Origin of the sequence: Acinetobacter sp. 1130196, assembly GCF_000588095.1 — a bacterium.
In the GTDB taxonomy this organism is placed as follows: domain Bacteria; phylum Pseudomonadota; class Gammaproteobacteria; order Pseudomonadales; family Moraxellaceae; genus Acinetobacter; species Acinetobacter nosocomialis.
Genome location: NZ_JFWX01000010.1, coordinates 1 through 17271, shown reverse-complemented (window position 1 = coordinate 17271; position 17271 = coordinate 1). Strand labels below are relative to the sequence as shown.

The following is a 17271-nucleotide window of genomic DNA, read 5'->3' as shown; positions in this document are numbered from 1 at the left end:
ATTTGGTAAGTACCGATGAACAGTCAAACAAAAACAAATCCAGAGACTCAGGTTCCTTATGATGTTAAGCATTTACAAGATTTGCTTGAGCAGCAAAAGATTGCCTACTTACGTCATCCGGTACCCACTGCTAAAGAGCGTATTGATCGTTTAGCTCGTCTTAAAAGAGTCTTGGTAAAATATCAAGATCAGATTGCCGAAGCAATTAACCTTGATTATGGCAATCGTGCCATTATGGAAACCAAAATTGGTGAGTTACTTACCTGTCTTGAACAAATCAAATATTACAGTAAGAACCTGACCGGATGGATGAAACCATCAAAACGCCATATCAGTGTATTACATCAGCCAGCAAAAGGTTGGGTACAATATCAACCAATGGGCGTAATTGGCATTATTACACCATGGAACTACCCGTTACTACTGTCTGTTGGTCCACTTATTTGTGCGTTGGCTGCAGGTAACCATGCCATGATCAAAATTTCGAGTGCTTCTCCAAATTTTGGACAGGTTCTTGAAAATGCACTTTCTGAAGCCTTCCCACAAGAGCTGGTTGCGGTGGTAAATGGCGGCGGTGTAATTTCTGATGCGTTTAGTCATTTGCCTTTCGACAAAATGATTTTCACTGGCTCGACTTCTGTTGGTAAAACTGTCATGGCAGCCGCAGCTCAAAATCTGGTTCCGGTTATTCTTGAGTTGGGTGGTAAATCCCCTGCTTTGGTACATGCTTCCGTAGATATGAAAGATGTCGCACAGCGTATTGCTGTAGGTAAACTATGGAATGCAGGCCAAACTTGTGTTGCGCCAGATCATATTTTCTTGCCACGCGGAAAAACTGCCGAGTTCATTGAAAACTTTAAATTGATTGTGGCCGGAATGTACCCACATTTCCGTAACAACCAAGACTACACCTCTATTATTAATGATAAACAGTACAATCGTATTCAGGGATATCTCGAAAATGCCCGTGATCAAGGTGCGCGTATTGTTGAAGTTAATCCGCAAAATGAAATTTTAGATGATGTCCGCAAAATTGCACCGACTCTAGTGACTGGTGTAACAACTGCAATGGATATTATGCAAAATGAAATTTTTGGTCCTGTTTTACCAATTTTAGAATATGACCAAATCGAAGAGGTCATTGAGTTTATTAATAGTCGCCCGCGTCCTTTAGCAATGTATTATTTTGATTATGATCAGGCACGTGCTGATTATATCTCTCAACATACTCATTCAGGGCATTTCGGAATTAACATGGTGATTACCCATGTTGCGCAAGATGACTTGCCATTTGGAGGAATCGGCGCATCAGGTATGGGTAAATACCACGGACCTGAAGGCTTTTTTGGGCTGTCACATGAACGTTCGGTAATGTCAAATCCAAAACTTTATAGCTTGAAATACATTCTTCCACCGTTCAATAAACCAATTCATCGCTTCATTTCGAAAACCTTGTTGCGTTAACTGATCAAGGCATGATCTGTTACACTAGATCATGCCTCGTTTTTACCAATTTCGCTTGTCTTTTAATCGTATTTTTGGTATAAAACGCCCCTTGAATGAATTCATCCGTTTACATTTAGTATGACTGGCCACAGATTTGCTGTTGGCTAAATCAATGGAGTTACACCATGTCTAAGGTTTGCCAAGTTACCGGCAAGCGTCCAGTCGTTGGTAACAACGTCTCACACGCCAACAACAAAACCAAGCGCCGGTTCGAGCCGAACCTGCACCACCACCGTTTCTGGTTAGAAAGCGAAAAACGTTTTGTACGTCTTCGTTTAACCACTAAAGGTATGCGTATTATTGACAAATTGGGTATCGAAAAGGTTGTTGCAGACCTTCGTGCTCAAGGTCAAAAGATCTAAGGAGTCTGAGCAATGCGTGATAAGATTCGTCTCGTTTCTTCAGCTGGTACAGGTTATTTCTATACCACGACTAAAAACAAACGTACTATGCCGGAAAAAATGGAAATCAAAAAATTTGATCCAAAAATCCGTCAACACGTGATTTTCAAAGAAGCTAAAATCAAATAATTTTAGCGTCGAAAAAAACGACTTCTTAAAGAAGTCGTTTTTTTTTGCATTTTTTTTATACCTGCCTTTTTGTTAAACTTTCTACATATTCCGCCTTGGCATTTTTTATGCTTGTCTTTAGCCTAACTCACGTAAAAGGAGTTTTTAGTGCCGCATGACGTAGATTTAATTATTTTACTTGCTGTTGGTTTCGGTGTTGCCCTCTTTTTTGGCTATATAGCCGCCCGACTACGACTTCCCCCTCTTATTGGCTACCTTATTGCCGGAATTATTATTAGTCCGAATACCCCCGGCATAGAAGCAGATATTCATCTTGCCAACCAACTTGCTGAACTCGGCGTAATGTTCTTGATGTTTGGCGTTGGGATGCATTTTTCATTAAATGATCTTTTACAAGTTCGTCGTATTGCCTTGCCGGGTGCGATTTTACAGATTGCTGTTGCCACCTTACTTGGTATTGGCGTTTCAATGTTATGGGGCTGGAGCTTTGGCTCCGCTCTGGTTTTTGGCTTAAGCCTATCGTGTGCGAGTACTGTTGTCTTATTAAAAGCTTTAGGAGACCGCGGTCTTTTAGACTCAGTAAACGGCAAAATTGCTGTGGGTTGGCTGTTAGTTGAAGACTTAGTGATGGTACTTGTTTTAGTACTTCTTCCAGCTACAGCAGTTTTACTTGGTGGCAAAGCACCAGCAGGCGCGGAAGGCAACATTTGGTTAACGCTTGGAATCACCCTATTAAAAGTGATTGGCTTTATTGCGTTCATGCTCATTGTAGGCAAGCGTGTAGTGCCTATCATTATGCAGTTTGTTGCTCGCTTAGGTTCAAGAGAGCTATTTACGCTGACAGTCGTAGCAGCAGCTGTTTCAATCGCCTATGGCTCTTATGCTATCTTTGGCGTTTCAATGGCCTTAGGGGCCTTCTTTGCGGGTATGGTCGTAAAAGAATCAGACTTTAGCCATCGTGCAGAAGAAGAGACTCTTCCTCTACGTGAAATTTTCTCAATTTTATTTTTCGTTTCGGTAGGAATGTTGTTTGATCCACATATTCTTATCGAGCGTCCACTGCATATTTTGGCAGTTATCGCAATTATTATGGTGGGTAAAACACTTGCTGCAATGGCCTTGGTTTTATTCTTCCGCTATCCAATTAATACTGCTTTGACAGTCGGGGCCAGCCTTGCACAAATTGGTGAGTTTTCATTTATTTTGGCTACACTGGGAGTTTCTTTAGGTCTATTAACCCTAGAAGCGCAAAACCTGATTTTAGCGGGTGCTTTGTTCTCAATTACGCTTAACTCTTTTGTTTTCTCGGCAGTTGAACCTGTACAACGCTGGATTCGTGAACGCTCTCATTTGGCACGACTTCTTGAACGTAGTGGTGACCCACTCGCTATGCTGCCAGATGAAGTCGATCAGGCTTATCTACGCGATCAAGTGGTGATTGTAGGGTATGGTGGCGTTGGACGACGTATTACTGAAAATTTAATTAATCAGAATATTAAAGTCGTAATTGCCGAAGAAAATCGTGAAATTGTAGAAAAGTTACGTCAAGCGAATATTGCTGCCGTAAGTGGTGTAGCAACTGAACCCGGCGTTCTCATTCAGGCTCATATCATGCATGCACGTCTTTTGGTGATTTCCCCTATGGATATTTTAGATATTCACCGAATTGTGGATATTGCCAAACAATTAAACCCTCAAATTCAGGTTTTAATTTGTGCAGAAAGTAAAGAAGAAGCAGCCGTTATTCGAGATGAAAATATTGGTGAAGTCTTCTATGCAAAAGAAGAAATGGCGAAGAATATGAGCCATCATATTTTAAATCAAATCGAGCTTGCGCATCAGTCAACACATCATTAACGCACACAAAAAAGCGTACTCAAGAGTACGCTTTTTTTAACTTAGGAATTTAGGCTGCTCATCTACAACTTCAGCCTGCCATTCATTAACCTGCTTCTCTAGCAGTCCAAATAAAGCAGCTTGAATCATATGCTGGGCAACGATAGGCGTTTGCTCGCCTAATATCTCTTTTAGTTCATCACTAAATTGAATTTTAACCAAAGGCTCTTTTTCAGAACCAGCATTACGCAAGGCGAGCTCACCACCTTCGAGTTGGACTAACTCCAACACTGCTTCTTGATTTCCAAATAACTCTTTCAATTGCTGTATAGACATATACTTCCTCCATGTTTCAACATGGTGGCAAAGCACCCTTGCACTTTGCATCTCTCGTCTTATTTATATAGGCGCACTGGGATTAAATTTCAAGCGCTCAGACAGTTTAATTTTAGAACTCGACCATTTCGTTACGAAAACCATCAATTAAATGACTTAACTCTCTATGCCATTCACGCAAAATTTTCACATCAGGTAACCATGATTGTGGCCCCTGAGTCACTTTAATGATCAAATTAGAAGAAGTTTCTTCTTCCGGTGTCGGTTCAGTAGGTTCCGGTGCATATTGGCACATGCGGTAAGCACGCTTTAACTCTGCAACAAAACCATCTTTTGCCAATTGCTGCAAAACAGAAACTTCAGGAGAAACTTGTCCTTTTGCCGCCATATGCTCTTCAATCGATTTTAATGTCGGCTGTGAGTCATTTAAACGGTAATAACGTACCAGTTCTTGCAGGAATGCTAACATCGCACCATGCAAGTGAAAGACAGCTGTTTCACGATACGCTTGTACCTGCTGTACATGATCAGTTTGCTCTGCTTGTTGACACGCTAGGCGTGCAAAATAGAGTTTTTGATTGGTACGATCGGCATGATAACGAGCAACACGTGACATAACTAAACTTTCCTGTTCTAAAATTGCCATCAATATGGCTATTCTTAGCTTAACGACTCCATTGATAAAATCAACGTTATTTATGGTAAATCCAGAGAGACTTGATAAATTTTACGTTATCCCTCATCACCATCATTGATTAAAAAATTCTTGTTTTCAACAATGAATAGATCTTTAAGAGGTAACTCTGTAGGCACCCATGAAAGGACTTCAAATGTCTTTACACCTTGGGCTATATAGGTTCCATTTGGAGCAACCACAGAAAGAGCTAAAAATTGTTGCATAAAAGTATTACTCTTCAGCAGCCTTAACGCGAATACCGTAACCTTTTACCTTAAATGTATTTAGACCTTTGATTGCTTTATTGGCTTCACGCGAATTCGGCATTTCAACAAAGCCAAAACCTTTTGATTTACCTGTATCTTTATCGGTAACAACCACACAAGACTCAACTTTACCATAAGCCTTAAACAGCTCTAAAACTTCTGCTTCAGTCACTGAACGATCTAAATTACGAACTAATATTTTCATTTTCCAACCTTGATTAGCCTTAAATAATAAAGGCCAATACACATTTGAGTATTCACAGTGTCTTATACAGTAGTTTAGTCGAGATCGATACCAAAACCTAAGTTTACTGTTCGTGAAGTGTTCCATTGTTTTTTGGCAAATGGCTGCGGAACTTGACGATGAATTTTTGCCTGCACCAAATGAGCAGGTAAATCATTTAGGAAATAACTTTCGATTTTACGGCCTTGTTCGTCATATGTATCTTGTGACCATGTATTGAGATTTTGCTTCGTTAAAATCAATTCATTTTCCGCACGTGTTAATGCAACATACAATACACGGCGTTCTTCTTCGACTTCATCAAAATCGCCCTGCGCACGCGCATATGGAAATTGATTTGGTGAGACATGCGGCACATAACACACCTTCTGTTCTGCACCTTTAGCCGAATGAATTGTAATTAAGGTCACTAAATCATCATCACCCGCTTTTTCAATTTCAGAAACTGAAATTGGTTCAAGCACATATTCTTCAAGGAACTCACCAAGAGATGCATGTTTACGCGCTAGTTGTTTGACTAAATCAAAATCTCTAGCGCGACGTGACCAATCTTTAGTTTTATAGTTTTGCTCCAACTGTTCACTTAAGGCATCAAGAGCTAGACCAATGCTTGCCTCAACATGCTGCTGTAGCACATCAAGCTGCTTCAAAATCAAAATAGCCTGTAAAGGAACTTTTCCATGACGCTCCAAACGCTGGCAACGCTCTTCGACCTCACTAATGCTCATTAACTCTTGTGCTAACTTGCTGGCCCCAACGTCACCAATACCATCCCATAAGGTTAAAAAGCGCATCCAAGCCAAGTCATCCTGCGGGTTACTCACAATACGTAATAAACTGAGCACATCCTTTACATGCGCTGATTCAAGTAACTTTACGCCCCCAATAAAACGATACGGAATTTCAGCGGCAATAAATGCACCTTCCAAATAACGAGCACTGTAGCCAGAGCGGACTAACACCATATGGTCGTACCAATTTGCACCCTGTTGATGTCGCTCTATTAAGTCTTGTGCAATCCAGTTGGCTTCTTCAAATTCATTACCAAACAAATGGAGTTGTGGCTTTTGTCCTTTGCCACGATGTGCCTGTAACTGTTTTTGATAATCGATTGGACTGTGGGCGAGTAACCAATTTGATAAATCTAATATTTCTTGAGTCGAGCGATAATTCAGATCTAAAGTATGAATGACCGCATCAGGAATACGTTCTTTAAAAGAATGAATGTTTTCAAAGTCGGCACCACGGAAACCGTAAATTGACTGGGCATCATCTCCCACACAAAATAATTTCACCTTACCAATCAGTGGCTGCAAAAGAGCCCACTGTAAAGGGTTGGTATCTTGCATCTCATCAACCAGTAAAGCTTGGCAAAAGCCTGCAACCCAGTTCGTCAGTGCTTCCGAGTTTTGTAAATGAACAGCGACGATCGACAAAATATCATCATAATCTAAAAAATTACGCTCTCTTTTACGCTGTTCATAGGTTTTCATTAACTCAGCAATTTGTGATTTATATTCATATGCTTCAGGTAATTGCTTGAGTAACGCTTCAGACAGCTTAGATTGCGTATTTCGGGCATAAGAATATAAATCACACAGCTCTGCCGCTTTAGGCAAAACATTATCTTTGTCTTTGCCTCTCAATAAGCGAAACATGAGTAACTGATCATCACGATCAATAATACTAAATTGGGTTAAACCAAACGCTTGCGGATTACGACGCAATAAATACATGCAAAAGGTATGAAAAGTGGATGCGCGAAGGCCTTTGGCTTGTGCACCAACATGCTGTTCAACCCTTGCAACAATTTCACTCGCAGCACGGCGCGTGAACGTTAAAATCTGAATTTGATTGGCTGACAAACCCTGATCAATTAAATAAGCTGCGCGAGCAACAATGGTTTTAGTCTTGCCACAGCCCGCTCCAGCCAAAACCAAACAGTTTTGTGCTGTAGTAGTTGCTGCTTTTTTTTGCTGAGCATTTAATTCATTAATTAACTTTGCAAGACTCATAACACATATCGCTAAAACACCAAGGCTTAGTTTAACAGACCCATGCCATGAGATGGACCTTCACTCACTAAAAACAAAAAAGGACACCCTAGGTGTCCTTTTGTTCGTTATTTATATTAAGAAACCGTTTTTGAACTAGAAGGCAAATGTTTAATTGCAGAAGCAAGTCCTAAAAAGTTGATTCCCTGAAATAAAATATCTACTGCTAAAAACATTCCCAACACCCAAAAAGGTGAGTCTTTAGAAACTAAAATTAAAATACCGGTAGCGAGTGTTAGTAACCCTGAAAATAAGGTCCAGCCCCATCCAGCGATTGGTCTCAATAAAAATGCATTTATAGTACGAATTACGCCGGCAATAATCAGGGCAATTGATAATAAGCTAGTTAAACCCACAGCCGTAGTCACAGGCGTAGAAAATGCGTAATAGCCCGCCATTAAATACAGCACACCAAAAAGTGCCCACAGCCATCGGCTACCGCCCTTAAATACACTTATGGCAGCAATCAAGTGCAGCACACCACCTATCATCATTAAAATACCAAATAGGAAAACAACCGAAAATGTTGCAAATGGCAGTGAGCTAAATAACACCAAACCGAAAATAATGAGCACAAAGCCTAATATTAGATACCATTTACGATCAGCATGTAGCTGATTACGAACTAAATCATTACCTACAGTTTTCATCATGGCTACTCTTATTATCAGGTATTAGAAAGTTTATATAATGTCATTATAGTGATGTACTTCACATTTATTGTCTGTATAAGATCTGCATCGTTTATTAACAATTGATGGGGATAAAACAGTATTTATCCACAATTTTATTTCAACCATCCAATTTCTTGAGCAGTCGGTAAACCAATTACAGTTTCTTGTAAATCACTTGGCATTTTATTGGTCTGTTCAGATAATGGTGTTCGACCACCCATGATTTCTGCTCGTGTTTGTGGATAAAGAGGGACCTTTTCAGGTTGTGCGTAGCCTAATGGATAAATCGGCTGACCTGTTTTTAAATCATATTTATCTTTTGCGCCAAAGCCGTGTAATAGCTCGTGAACGATAACAACCTGATTTTGTGGGGCTTGCTCTCGTGTAGCAAACAAATTAACGCTACCAATACGGCCTTTTTCTAAAGCAGTCGAATGCACCAAAACTTTTTGATAACTTGGATCATAATAATTTAAATAAAGTTTGAGTGATGCGCCCCTATCTTCAGATTGCTGTTGTCGCCATGCATAAAAACGAAACTTTAAGCTCCACCAAATGACATTCAGGATATTGGCATTTTGAGGAACTACAGGCGGCCTCTGTTGTAGTTGCTGCCCTAAACGAATTTCAAAGTTACTTGATTGCCCACGATAATGCTGTGACCATTCACTTAGGTAGCTTTTAAGCATTTGAAAGTCAGCGTTTTGTAGCTGATGAATATAAGCTTGCGTGGTTTGTAAACCATCCGTATTTATTGGGTGCAATACCACAACAATAGGCTGATTCCAGTCTTGGTTTTGGTCACGCCATGCCTGAACTGCAACGATTAATAAAACAATCAATAGACACAAAATCCGAATGTTTTTCCACATTCTTGTTCCCCATAAAAATTAAATTTTCTTTTCTTGTTCTAGATATAAAAAATGCTAGCTGAGCTAGCATTTTTCATTTGTCTTATTTAGCCTTCAATCCATTTACCGTCTTGGTAAATCAGGCTCCATTTAGTTTGTTTACCTTCTGGTGTTTCAGATCCCACATACTGCGATTGGTTCTTACGACTAAACTTCACAATGGTTGGGTTACCTTCAGGGTCTACATCCGGAGCTTGTAAAATAAACTGGTATTTTGGATCAAGTTGGTCAGCAACACTACGAAGCTCAGCAACTTTTGGTGCACGTGTTTCACGAATTTTCGGGAACTTACTTGCAGCCAAGAACAGACCAGCAGCGCCATCACGTAACACAAAATAGTCATCATGTTTGGTCGAGCGCAAATGTTCCATCTTAATTGGTTCTACGCGTGGTGGTGCAGGTTGACCATTTTTCAAAACTTTACGGGTATTATCACAGCTTGTACAAGCGAAATACGGGCCAAAACGGCCAGTTTTAAGCTGCATTTCACCATCACATTTATCACATGGAATGGTTGGGCCATCATAACCTTTGATCTTGAACTCACCTTCTTCAAGCTCATAACCATCACAGTCTGGATTGTTACCACAAACATGTAACTTACGGCCACCATCAATGACATAACTGTCCATTGCTGTACCACATTTAGGACAACGATGTTTAGACATCAAGTCTGCGGTTTCAGCACTGTCATCATCAGATAACGCTGCTAATGACTCAACTGGTGTTAAATTCAAAGTTCCTTTACAGCGTTCTTTAGGTGGCAAGTTATAACCTGAACAACCTAAGAATACGCCTGTAGTACCCGTACGAATCTGCATTGGTCTTGAACATTCAGGACAATGTACTGCTGGTACTTCAACTGGTTGATTACGGCGCATTCCCTGCTCACCTTGAGCATTGGTCAGACGCTTTTTAAAATCACCGTAGAATGTATCGAGTAATTCTTTCCAATTACGCTCACCCGTTGCCACACGGTCCAACTGACCTTCTAAATCTGCGGTAAAAGCATAATTCATCAGGTTATTAAAACTTTCATCAAGACGATCTGTTACGATCTCACCCATTTTCTCGGCAAAGAGACGGCGATTTTCTAACTTAACGTAGCCACGTTCTTGAATTGTAGAAATAATGGCAGCATAAGTTGACGGACGACCAATACCACGTTTTTCAAGTTCTTTTACTAAAGATGCTTCAGTAAAACGAGCTGGTGGTTTAGTAAAGTGCTGACTTGGATCTAGCTTTTCTAATTTTAAAATTTCACCCACTTTAATTGCAGGTAAAATGATATCGTCATCAGATTTGTTAGCACCACGAACTTTAGTGAAGCCATCAAATACAAGCGTACGGCCTTTTGCCTTTAACTCCACATTGCCAGCTTCAACGGTTAAAGTTGAAGATAAATATTCTGCTGGAGTCATTTGGCAAGCAACAAATTGACGCCAAATTAAATCATATAAACGCTGCGCATCACGCTCTACACCTGCAAGTTGATCACCTGTAAGTGCAACATTTGACGGACGAATTGCTTCATGGGCTTCTTGAGCACCCGCTTTGTTACCATAGCGGTTTGGCTTTGCTGGTAAATATTTCTCACCAAACTGGCTTTCAATATGAGCACGGACCATACTTACAGCGTCATCACTCAAGAATGTTGAGTCCGTACGCATATAGGTAATAAAACCAGCTTCATACAAACGTTGCGCCAACATCATGGTTTTCTTTACAGAGAAACCTAAGCGTGTACTTGCCGCCTGTTGTAAAGTCGACGTGATATATGGTGCACTCGGATTCACCTTAGTCGGCTTATCTTCACGCTGTGCAACTTTATATTCAGCGCCCTTTAATACATCCAACAGGGCATCTGTTTCAGCTTTGTTCTTTAATTTAAGTGTTTTACCAGCCTGTTTCACAGCCTCAAGACGAATATCATCTTTTTTAGCCTTAGTGTCTGCAAACACTTGCCAATATTCTTCTGGAATAAAAGCACGAATTTCACGTTCACGTTCAACAACAAGCTTTACCGCTACAGACTGTACACGACCTGCTGACAAACCACGGGCAATCTTTTCCCATAGTAATGGCGAAACCATGAAGCCTACTACACGGTCCAAGAAACGACGCGCTTGCTGTGCATTAACACGGTTTAAGTCTAGGCGAGTTGGCTGTTTAAATGCTTCTTGAATGGCATTTTTAGTAATTTCGTTAAATACCACACGATGATAACGGCTATCGTCACCACCAATCACTTCGCGTAAGTGCCAAGCGATTGCTTCCCCTTCTCTATCCAAGTCCGTTGCGAGATAGATTGCATCTGCATCTTTGGCAAGTTTCTTGAGTTCAGCAACAACATTTTCTTTGCCAGGTAGAACCTCGTAGTGTGCTTTCCAGTCATGTTCCGGATCGACACCCATACGATTAATCAGCGCAGATTGGGCTTTTTGTTCTTTTTCAGCTTCAGTGAGTTTTGTCCGGGCAGCCGGCTTTTTCTCTGTTGATTTGCTGCCGCCTGTTGGCAAGTCACGTACGTGACCTACAGAAGACTTAACAATGTACTGCGAACCTAAATATTTGTTGATGGTTTTCGCTTTGGCAGGCGACTCCACAATCACTAAGGCACGTTTATGTGCAGCAGAGGCAGTAGATGCTGTGCTTTGAGATGCAGAGCGCGAGGTATTCGCCATATAAAATGTTATTCCTATACCAATAAATTTAAAAATCAGGCTTCAGCCAAGGCCAACAGATAAGCCTTCATCTCATCTAATTGCGTGGCTTTTAGGTCCGATTCCTCATCCCAATAAAGGCCCACACAGTTTGCCTGCATATCAATAGCATAAATCCCTTTTAATGCAATGGGAGAATCATTAAATTTCTCATCACCCTGCACTACTTTTAATTTTCCGTCTATAACACGAGCACGCATGAGCGTTAAACGAGCATCGGGGATCAATACACTATAATAAGCAACCATGCTGGCACGCTTTTCAGTTGCCATCGGGACATGTGTCCATTCAGGTGCGGCAATTATGCGTGGATGTAGTCCCATTTTACGGGCTTTGTCTCGCATAATACCGAGTGCCTTTTCACGCGGACTCACTCTTAAACCAAAAATGGAGCCCAGCACAAAAAGAACAATGATAACGGTAACCCAAATTCCGATATTGTCCATAGCAAAACCTATTAATCTCTTTTATTAGAGTTGCATAAGCTGACCAGAAAACGCAAGTTACATCATAAAAATAATGTCCAATTAACCGACGAGGTTAAAAACTACAACATTTCCTCATAGATATTCTTAGCAATCTAGGCACAATATTTAGGCGCTCTTTTCAGTTTCAAGAGTAGCTAACTTACCAAACTGATCCAGATGCGCATCTCCCCACGTTTTTAGAGCAAGAAGTATCTGCTCAAGCCCACGTCCTAAATCAGTCAGGCTATATTCCACTTTAGGAGGAACTTGAGGATAAACCTCCCGATGAATAATGCCATCTTGTTCTAACTCACGAAGCTGATTGGTGAGCATTCTTTGCGTAATGCTTGGAACTCGTTTACGGATTTCATTAAATCGTAAAGTTCCTTCATTTAATAAATGCCAAAGAATGACGCATTTCCATTTGCCATCAATCAAACTGATCGCGGCTTCAACTGAACAACCCGGTGAGCAGTCAAAACTTGAATGTCGAGCTTTTGCCATTTTACAGTATCCTTTTTGACACTATGAGCGTTATTTGTCTGTAGTCACTATTTTTAAGCTTACGTTATGATCAAACTCTCAACAAGAGGAATCACAATTATGAAAGCTGTCGCATATCAAAAAGCAGGTGCCATTACATCGCCAGAATCACTCGTTGATATTGAACTCGATACACCTGTTGCGAAGGGGCACGATTTACTAGTTCGCGTGCAAGCTATTTCAGTAAATCCAGTCGATACCAAAATACGTAAAAATATAAGTGCGGAATCCGGCTGGAAAGTGCTTGGCTGGGATGCTGTAGGCGTGGTTGAAGCGACTGGAGATAAAGTCACTCAATTCAAAGTAGGCGATGTTGTTTGGTATGCAGGTGCTTTAAATCGCCAAGGCAGTAATAGTGAATTGCAATTGGTTGATGAACGTATTGTTGGTCATAAACCAAAAATTTTAGAAGCAACAGAGGCAGCAGCTCTCCCTTTAACTGCAATCACCGCTTGGGAAATGCTATTTGATCGTCTGCAAGTTCCAAAGACTGCACCTGCTAATACAACTATTTTAGTGATTGGTGGAGCTGGCGGTGTAGGTTCAATTACCATTCAGCTTCTTAAGCAATTAACTAATCTAACAATTATTACTACAGCTTCACGTCCCGAAACAAAAGAATGGGTAGAACAACTAGGTGCCGACTATGTATTAGATCATCACGAGCCTTTAGCCCCACAAATCAAGCAATTAGGCTTAAATGCACCTTCATATGTGTTCTCGACCACTCAAACGGATCAGCATTTATCAGATATTGTAGAGTTGATTGCACCACAAGGGCATTTTGGCTTAATTGATGACCCTGAACAGTTAGATATTAAACCGTTTAAATCGAAGTCTGTATCCGTACATTGGGAATTTATGTTTACGCGTTCAATGTTTCAGACTGAAGATATGCAAAAACAAAGTGACCTATTAAATGAAGTCAGCAAGCTGGTTGATGAAGGGAAAATTAAAACAACTGTGACTGAAGTTTTAAGTCCAATTAATGCTGAAAACTTAAAACGGGTTCATCAGCAAATTGAAAGTGGAACAACAAAAGGGAAGATTGTTTTACAAGGTTTTTAAATAAAATTAAAAATATTCCCCCAATAAAAGGCAAGTATTAAACTTGCCTTTTTATTAATAGTGCGGGGGTTTATTCGTTAAAGGATCAAAAGGTGCAATGCCTTCTGATAAATCCGAAGATTCCACACGTTGATAAAGTAATTGCATTTGTTTTTTCAAATCAGCTATTTCCTGAGTTTGAATAGCGAGTTGTTGATTTAATTGTTCAACTAAATCATCCAAAAATGTAATTCGCACTTGCAAATCTTCAATGGGTGCGGAAAATGACGCTTGATCATCATGATATGGTGGTTTAGTCATTTAAATCCTCATTTGAGATTCTGGAAAACATTATGGCCTATATTACCCTAAGGGATGTCCAACTTGCTTTTGGCGGACCTGCCCTGCTCGATGGCGCGAACTTTAATCTAGAACGTGGCGAACGAGTCTGTTTAATTGGGCGTAATGGTGAAGGTAAGTCTACTTTACTTAAACTCATCGAGGGAAGCTTATTACCAGATTCTGGTGAAGTTTCTATCCAAAATGGTTTAACGGTTTCCATGTTAGCCCAAGACGTTCCAATGGATTCTGGTAAGGTTGCTGACATTGTAGCAGATGGCGCAGGAGAAGCGGCTGAAGTACTCAAAGCGTATCACCAAGCAACCGATGCTTGTATGCTTGGCGATATGGAAGCTTGCGACCGTATGGGTAACCTTCAGCACAAGCTAGATCAACTAGACGGTTGGGCACTTGAAAACAAGGTTAATGCTCTATTAAGTAAAATGGGTCTCGACCCAAATGCAGATTTGGCAGACTTATCTGGTGGACGTAAACGTCGTGTTTTACTCGCTCGTGCTCTTTTAACGCAGCCAGACGTATTGCTTCTAGACGAACCAACCAACCATTTAGATGTTGAAAGTATTGAGTGGCTAGAAAAATTCCTACTCGATCAAAATAATTTAACACTTCTATTTATTTCGCATGACCGCTCTTTTGTAGATAGCATTGCGACTCGAATTGTTGAACTTGACCGCGGCATCTTACGTGGCTACGAAGGTAACTATTCACGCTATTTGGAGCTTAAAGCTCAGCAAATGGAAGCCGAAGAGAAACAAAATGCTTTATTTGATAAAAAATTAGCTGAAGAAGAGGCTTGGATTCGTCAAGGCATTAAAGCACGTCGTACACGTAACGAAGGCCGTGTTCGTGCATTAAAAGCTTTACGCGAAGAATCGAAAGCACGCCGTTCACAACAAGGCAAAGTGAGCATGGCGACTCAAGAAGCAAATCGCTCTGGTAAATTAGTATTTGATATTGAGCACTTGAGCGTATCTTATGATGGTAAATCACTCATCAAAGACTTCTCGACGCTTGTCATGCGTGGTGATCGTATTGGCTTAGTCGGTGATAACGGTGTCGGTAAAACGACTTTAATTAAAGCTATTTTAGGTGAAATCGAACACGGTGGCTCTGTTAAAACAGGTACTCAATTAGAGATTGCTTATTTTGATCAATTACGTAATGCCTTAGATCTTGAAAAAACAGTCATGGCAAACGTTTCAGAAGGCTCTGACTTTGTGGATGTAAATGGCAACCGTCGTCATATCTACAGTTATTTACAAGATTTCTTGTTCTCACCTGAACGTGCACGCACACCAGTAAAAGCCCTTTCTGGTGGTGAGCGTAACCGTATTTTGCTTGCTAAATTATTGCTTAAACCATCGAACCTGATTGTGATGGACGAACCAACCAATGACTTGGATATGGTAACTCTTGAACTACTTGAAGAGATGCTCTCCGAATATAAAGGCACGCTATTACTTATTTCGCATGACCGTGCATTTATGGACAATGTTGTCACTTCTACTTGGGTCTTTGATGGTAAAGGTGGTATTGCAGAGTACATTGGTGGTTACCAAGACTACTTACTACAACGCCCAGATGAAAAAGTGGTAGACCAGAAGTCTGATGTTAAGAAAGCTCAGGCAAAAGCTGAAGCTGAAAAAGCTGCTGCTCAAAGTAGCGTAAAAAAGGTGAAATTGAGCTATAAAGACCAACGTGAACTTGAGCAACTTCCTGCTGAAATTGAAAAGCTGGAAGTTGAACAAGCCGAGCTTTCTGACAAACTTGCAGATGGTTCATGGTTTGTGTCTGATGCAGATGCTGCGACTCAAGCAAGTCAACGCCTAGCAGAAATTGAAGAATTATTGCTTGAAAAATTAGAGCGTTGGGATGAACTTGAGCAAATGAGTAAAGGCAGTTAATCAATAAAAAGGGCTTTAATTAAAGCCCTTTTTTTGGATTTAGAATTTCTAGTAATGCCATAAAAGGTTTATAAACAAATAAAGAGATGAAGCGAATTAAACGTTCAAATATCTGTAACTGCAAAATCATACAAGTGAGGATAGCCAAAACAAGACTAATGAAAATATTGATCTCGACCGAATATTTAAAACTTAACTGATGAGTGGCTTTGTTGCATAAACATTCAAAAGCTGAGTTCTCCCCAATCCATTCAAATTTAAGACACAACTTGGGTGCGAGGTCTACCTAATTCCGTAAATCTATTCAGAACTGCCACACGCGCATGAATTTCATTGACCTGACTTTGAAAATGTCTTGCCGTCAGCCTATCACCTAATAATTTGATGCAATGCATCTTGGTTTCCACCAAACTACGACGGTGATAACCCGACCATTTTTTCCATAGGGTTCTGCCTAAATGTTTAACCGTTTGAAGTAACTCATTTCGTTCTATTGAACTTATTTTAGAATCTTTCCAGGGCTTGGCATTCTTTCTGGGTGGAATTACTGCATGTGCTTGACGATCTGAAATCACTTTTCTGCAGCACTTCGTGTCGTACGCGCCATCGGTATAGACAGAATCTATTCGCTCATCTAGTGGAATTTGATCCAGTAAATCACCTAGTACTTGTGAATCACTGACATTATTTGTAGTAAGCTGAACGGCACGTATTTGCAGTGTTTCAGCATCTATACCAATATGCAGTTTACGCCATTGCCGACGGTATTCAGGCTGATGTTTTTTACGCTTCCATTCGCCTTCACCTAAAAACTTTAAACCCGTAGAGTCGACAAGTAGGTGTAACCCATCATGACTTTTCTGATAGCTTATCGCAATATCAATATGCTTTTGTCGTCTACAAAGGGTGGAGTAATCTGGTGCTGTCCAATTCAAGCCACAGAGTTTAATCAGGCTTTGAACAAAGCCAGTAACCATACGTAAAGAAAGACGGAATAGAGATTTGATCATTAAACAGCATTGAATCGCTGTATCGGAATAAGTTTGATTTCGTCCTTGCTTGCCTTGTGGTTGTGCATACCATTGCGTCTTAGGATCAAACCAGATTGAAATATTTCCTCGCTTGATTAAAGCTTGGTTATACGAGGACCAATTGGTTGTACGATAGATTTTAGGTGTAGGCTTCTTCATCTGG

General features: G+C 40.5%; 18 protein-coding genes and 1 pseudogene. 6 read left to right on the top strand and 13 right to left on the bottom strand.

What is annotated here, in order from left to right; translation table 11 throughout:
* The first annotated feature begins 15 nt into the window (after positions 1–15).
* The 4 genes from J671_RS11150 to J671_RS11135 all read left to right on the top strand — a co-directional run bounded on the left by J671_RS11150 (position 16) and on the right by J671_RS11135 (position 3893).
* A complete protein-coding gene (locus tag J671_RS11150) occupies positions 16–1464 on the top strand; it encodes a coniferyl aldehyde dehydrogenase (protein ID WP_004710683.1) in 1449 nt (482 codons plus the stop codon).
* A 167-nt stretch (positions 1465–1631) separates the two neighbouring features.
* On the top strand, positions 1632–1868 hold the full coding sequence (rpmB, locus tag J671_RS11145) for a 50S ribosomal protein L28 (RefSeq protein WP_000048256.1): 237 nt from the start codon (positions 1632–1634) through the stop codon (positions 1866–1868).
* Between the two features lie 12 nt (positions 1869–1880).
* Positions 1881–2036: a 50S ribosomal protein L33 gene (gene rpmG / locus J671_RS11140; protein WP_001205031.1), complete on the top strand. Its 156-nt coding sequence runs from the start codon at positions 1881–1883 to the stop codon at positions 2034–2036.
* A 147-nt stretch (positions 2037–2183) separates the two neighbouring features.
* Positions 2184–3893, top strand: a complete 1710-nt coding sequence (locus J671_RS11135; RefSeq protein WP_004710684.1) for a cation:proton antiporter — start codon at positions 2184–2186, stop codon at positions 3891–3893.
* 36 nt (positions 3894–3929) lie between these two features.
* On the opposite strand, the gene J671_RS11130 is transcribed toward J671_RS11135, so the two are convergent.
* The 10 genes from J671_RS11130 to J671_RS11085 all read right to left on the bottom strand — a co-directional run bounded on the left by J671_RS11130 (position 3930) and on the right by J671_RS11085 (position 12727).
* Positions 3930–4208: a hypothetical protein gene (locus tag J671_RS11130; protein ID WP_002053465.1), complete on the bottom strand. Its 279-nt coding sequence runs from the start codon at positions 4206–4208 to the stop codon at positions 3930–3932.
* 112 nt (positions 4209–4320) lie between these two features.
* Complete coding sequence (locus tag J671_RS11125; protein ID WP_004710685.1) at positions 4321–4824, bottom strand: DUF6586 family protein; 504 nt, start codon at positions 4822–4824, stop codon at positions 4321–4323.
* Positions 4825–4940: 116 nt separating this feature from the next.
* Positions 4941–5108: a hypothetical protein gene (locus J671_RS11120; protein ID WP_016803624.1), complete on the bottom strand. Its 168-nt coding sequence runs from the start codon at positions 5106–5108 to the stop codon at positions 4941–4943.
* Between the two features lie 7 nt (positions 5109–5115).
* The gene (locus tag J671_RS11115) at positions 5116–5355 is read right to left on the bottom strand and encodes an RNA recognition motif domain-containing protein (RefSeq protein WP_031982285.1); all 240 of its coding nucleotides are present in this window, start codon (positions 5353–5355) and stop codon (positions 5116–5118) included.
* Between the two features lie 74 nt (positions 5356–5429).
* Entirely contained in the window at positions 5430–7409 is a 1980-nt protein-coding gene (locus J671_RS11110; RefSeq protein WP_016803625.1) for an ATP-dependent helicase, read from the bottom strand.
* A gap of 116 nt (positions 7410–7525) precedes the next feature.
* Entirely contained in the window at positions 7526–8098 is a 573-nt protein-coding gene (locus J671_RS11105; protein ID WP_031982283.1) for an HdeD family acid-resistance protein, read from the bottom strand.
* Between the two features lie 137 nt (positions 8099–8235).
* Positions 8236–8994, bottom strand: coding sequence for a hypothetical protein (locus tag J671_RS11100; protein WP_031982282.1), 759 nt, complete (start codon positions 8992–8994; stop codon positions 8236–8238).
* 86 nt (positions 8995–9080) lie between these two features.
* Positions 9081–11717, bottom strand: coding sequence for a type I DNA topoisomerase (topA, locus tag J671_RS11095; protein ID WP_002053435.1), 2637 nt, complete (start codon positions 11715–11717; stop codon positions 9081–9083).
* 35 nt (positions 11718–11752) lie between these two features.
* Positions 11753–12202, bottom strand: coding sequence for a hypothetical protein (locus tag J671_RS11090; protein WP_002053270.1), 450 nt, complete (start codon positions 12200–12202; stop codon positions 11753–11755).
* 147 nt (positions 12203–12349) lie between these two features.
* Positions 12350–12727 (bottom strand): winged helix-turn-helix transcriptional regulator, encoded by a 378-nt coding sequence (locus J671_RS11085; protein WP_002053421.1) that lies wholly within the window; start codon positions 12725–12727, stop codon positions 12350–12352.
* Between the two features lie 99 nt (positions 12728–12826).
* Here J671_RS11085 and J671_RS11080 point away from each other — a divergent pair, with 99 nt between their 5' ends.
* Entirely contained in the window at positions 12827–13834 is a 1008-nt protein-coding gene (locus J671_RS11080) for a zinc-binding alcohol dehydrogenase family protein (protein WP_031982281.1), read from the top strand.
* 54 nt (positions 13835–13888) lie between these two features.
* Here the strand turns inward: J671_RS11080 and J671_RS11075 are convergent, their stop codons facing one another.
* Positions 13889–14134: a SlyX family protein gene (locus J671_RS11075; protein ID WP_002053395.1), complete on the bottom strand. Its 246-nt coding sequence runs from the start codon at positions 14132–14134 to the stop codon at positions 13889–13891.
* 32 nt (positions 14135–14166) lie between these two features.
* On the opposite strand from J671_RS11075, the gene J671_RS11070 reads away from it, so the two are divergent.
* On the top strand, positions 14167–16077 hold the full coding sequence (locus J671_RS11070; RefSeq protein ID WP_031982280.1) for an ATP-binding cassette domain-containing protein: 1911 nt from the start codon (positions 14167–14169) through the stop codon (positions 16075–16077).
* Between the two features lie 19 nt (positions 16078–16096).
* Here J671_RS11070 and J671_RS26310 read toward each other — a convergent pair.
* Both J671_RS26310 and J671_RS11065 read right to left on the bottom strand, forming a co-directional pair.
* Positions 16097–16282: pseudogene (locus J671_RS26310) on the bottom strand (acyltransferase); the annotation flags it as partial.
* A 52-nt stretch (positions 16283–16334) separates the two neighbouring features.
* A complete protein-coding gene (locus tag J671_RS11065) occupies positions 16335–17267 on the bottom strand; it encodes an IS5-like element ISAha3 family transposase (protein WP_004812228.1) in 933 nt (310 codons plus the stop codon).
* Between the last annotated feature and the right edge of the window lie 4 nt (positions 17268–17271).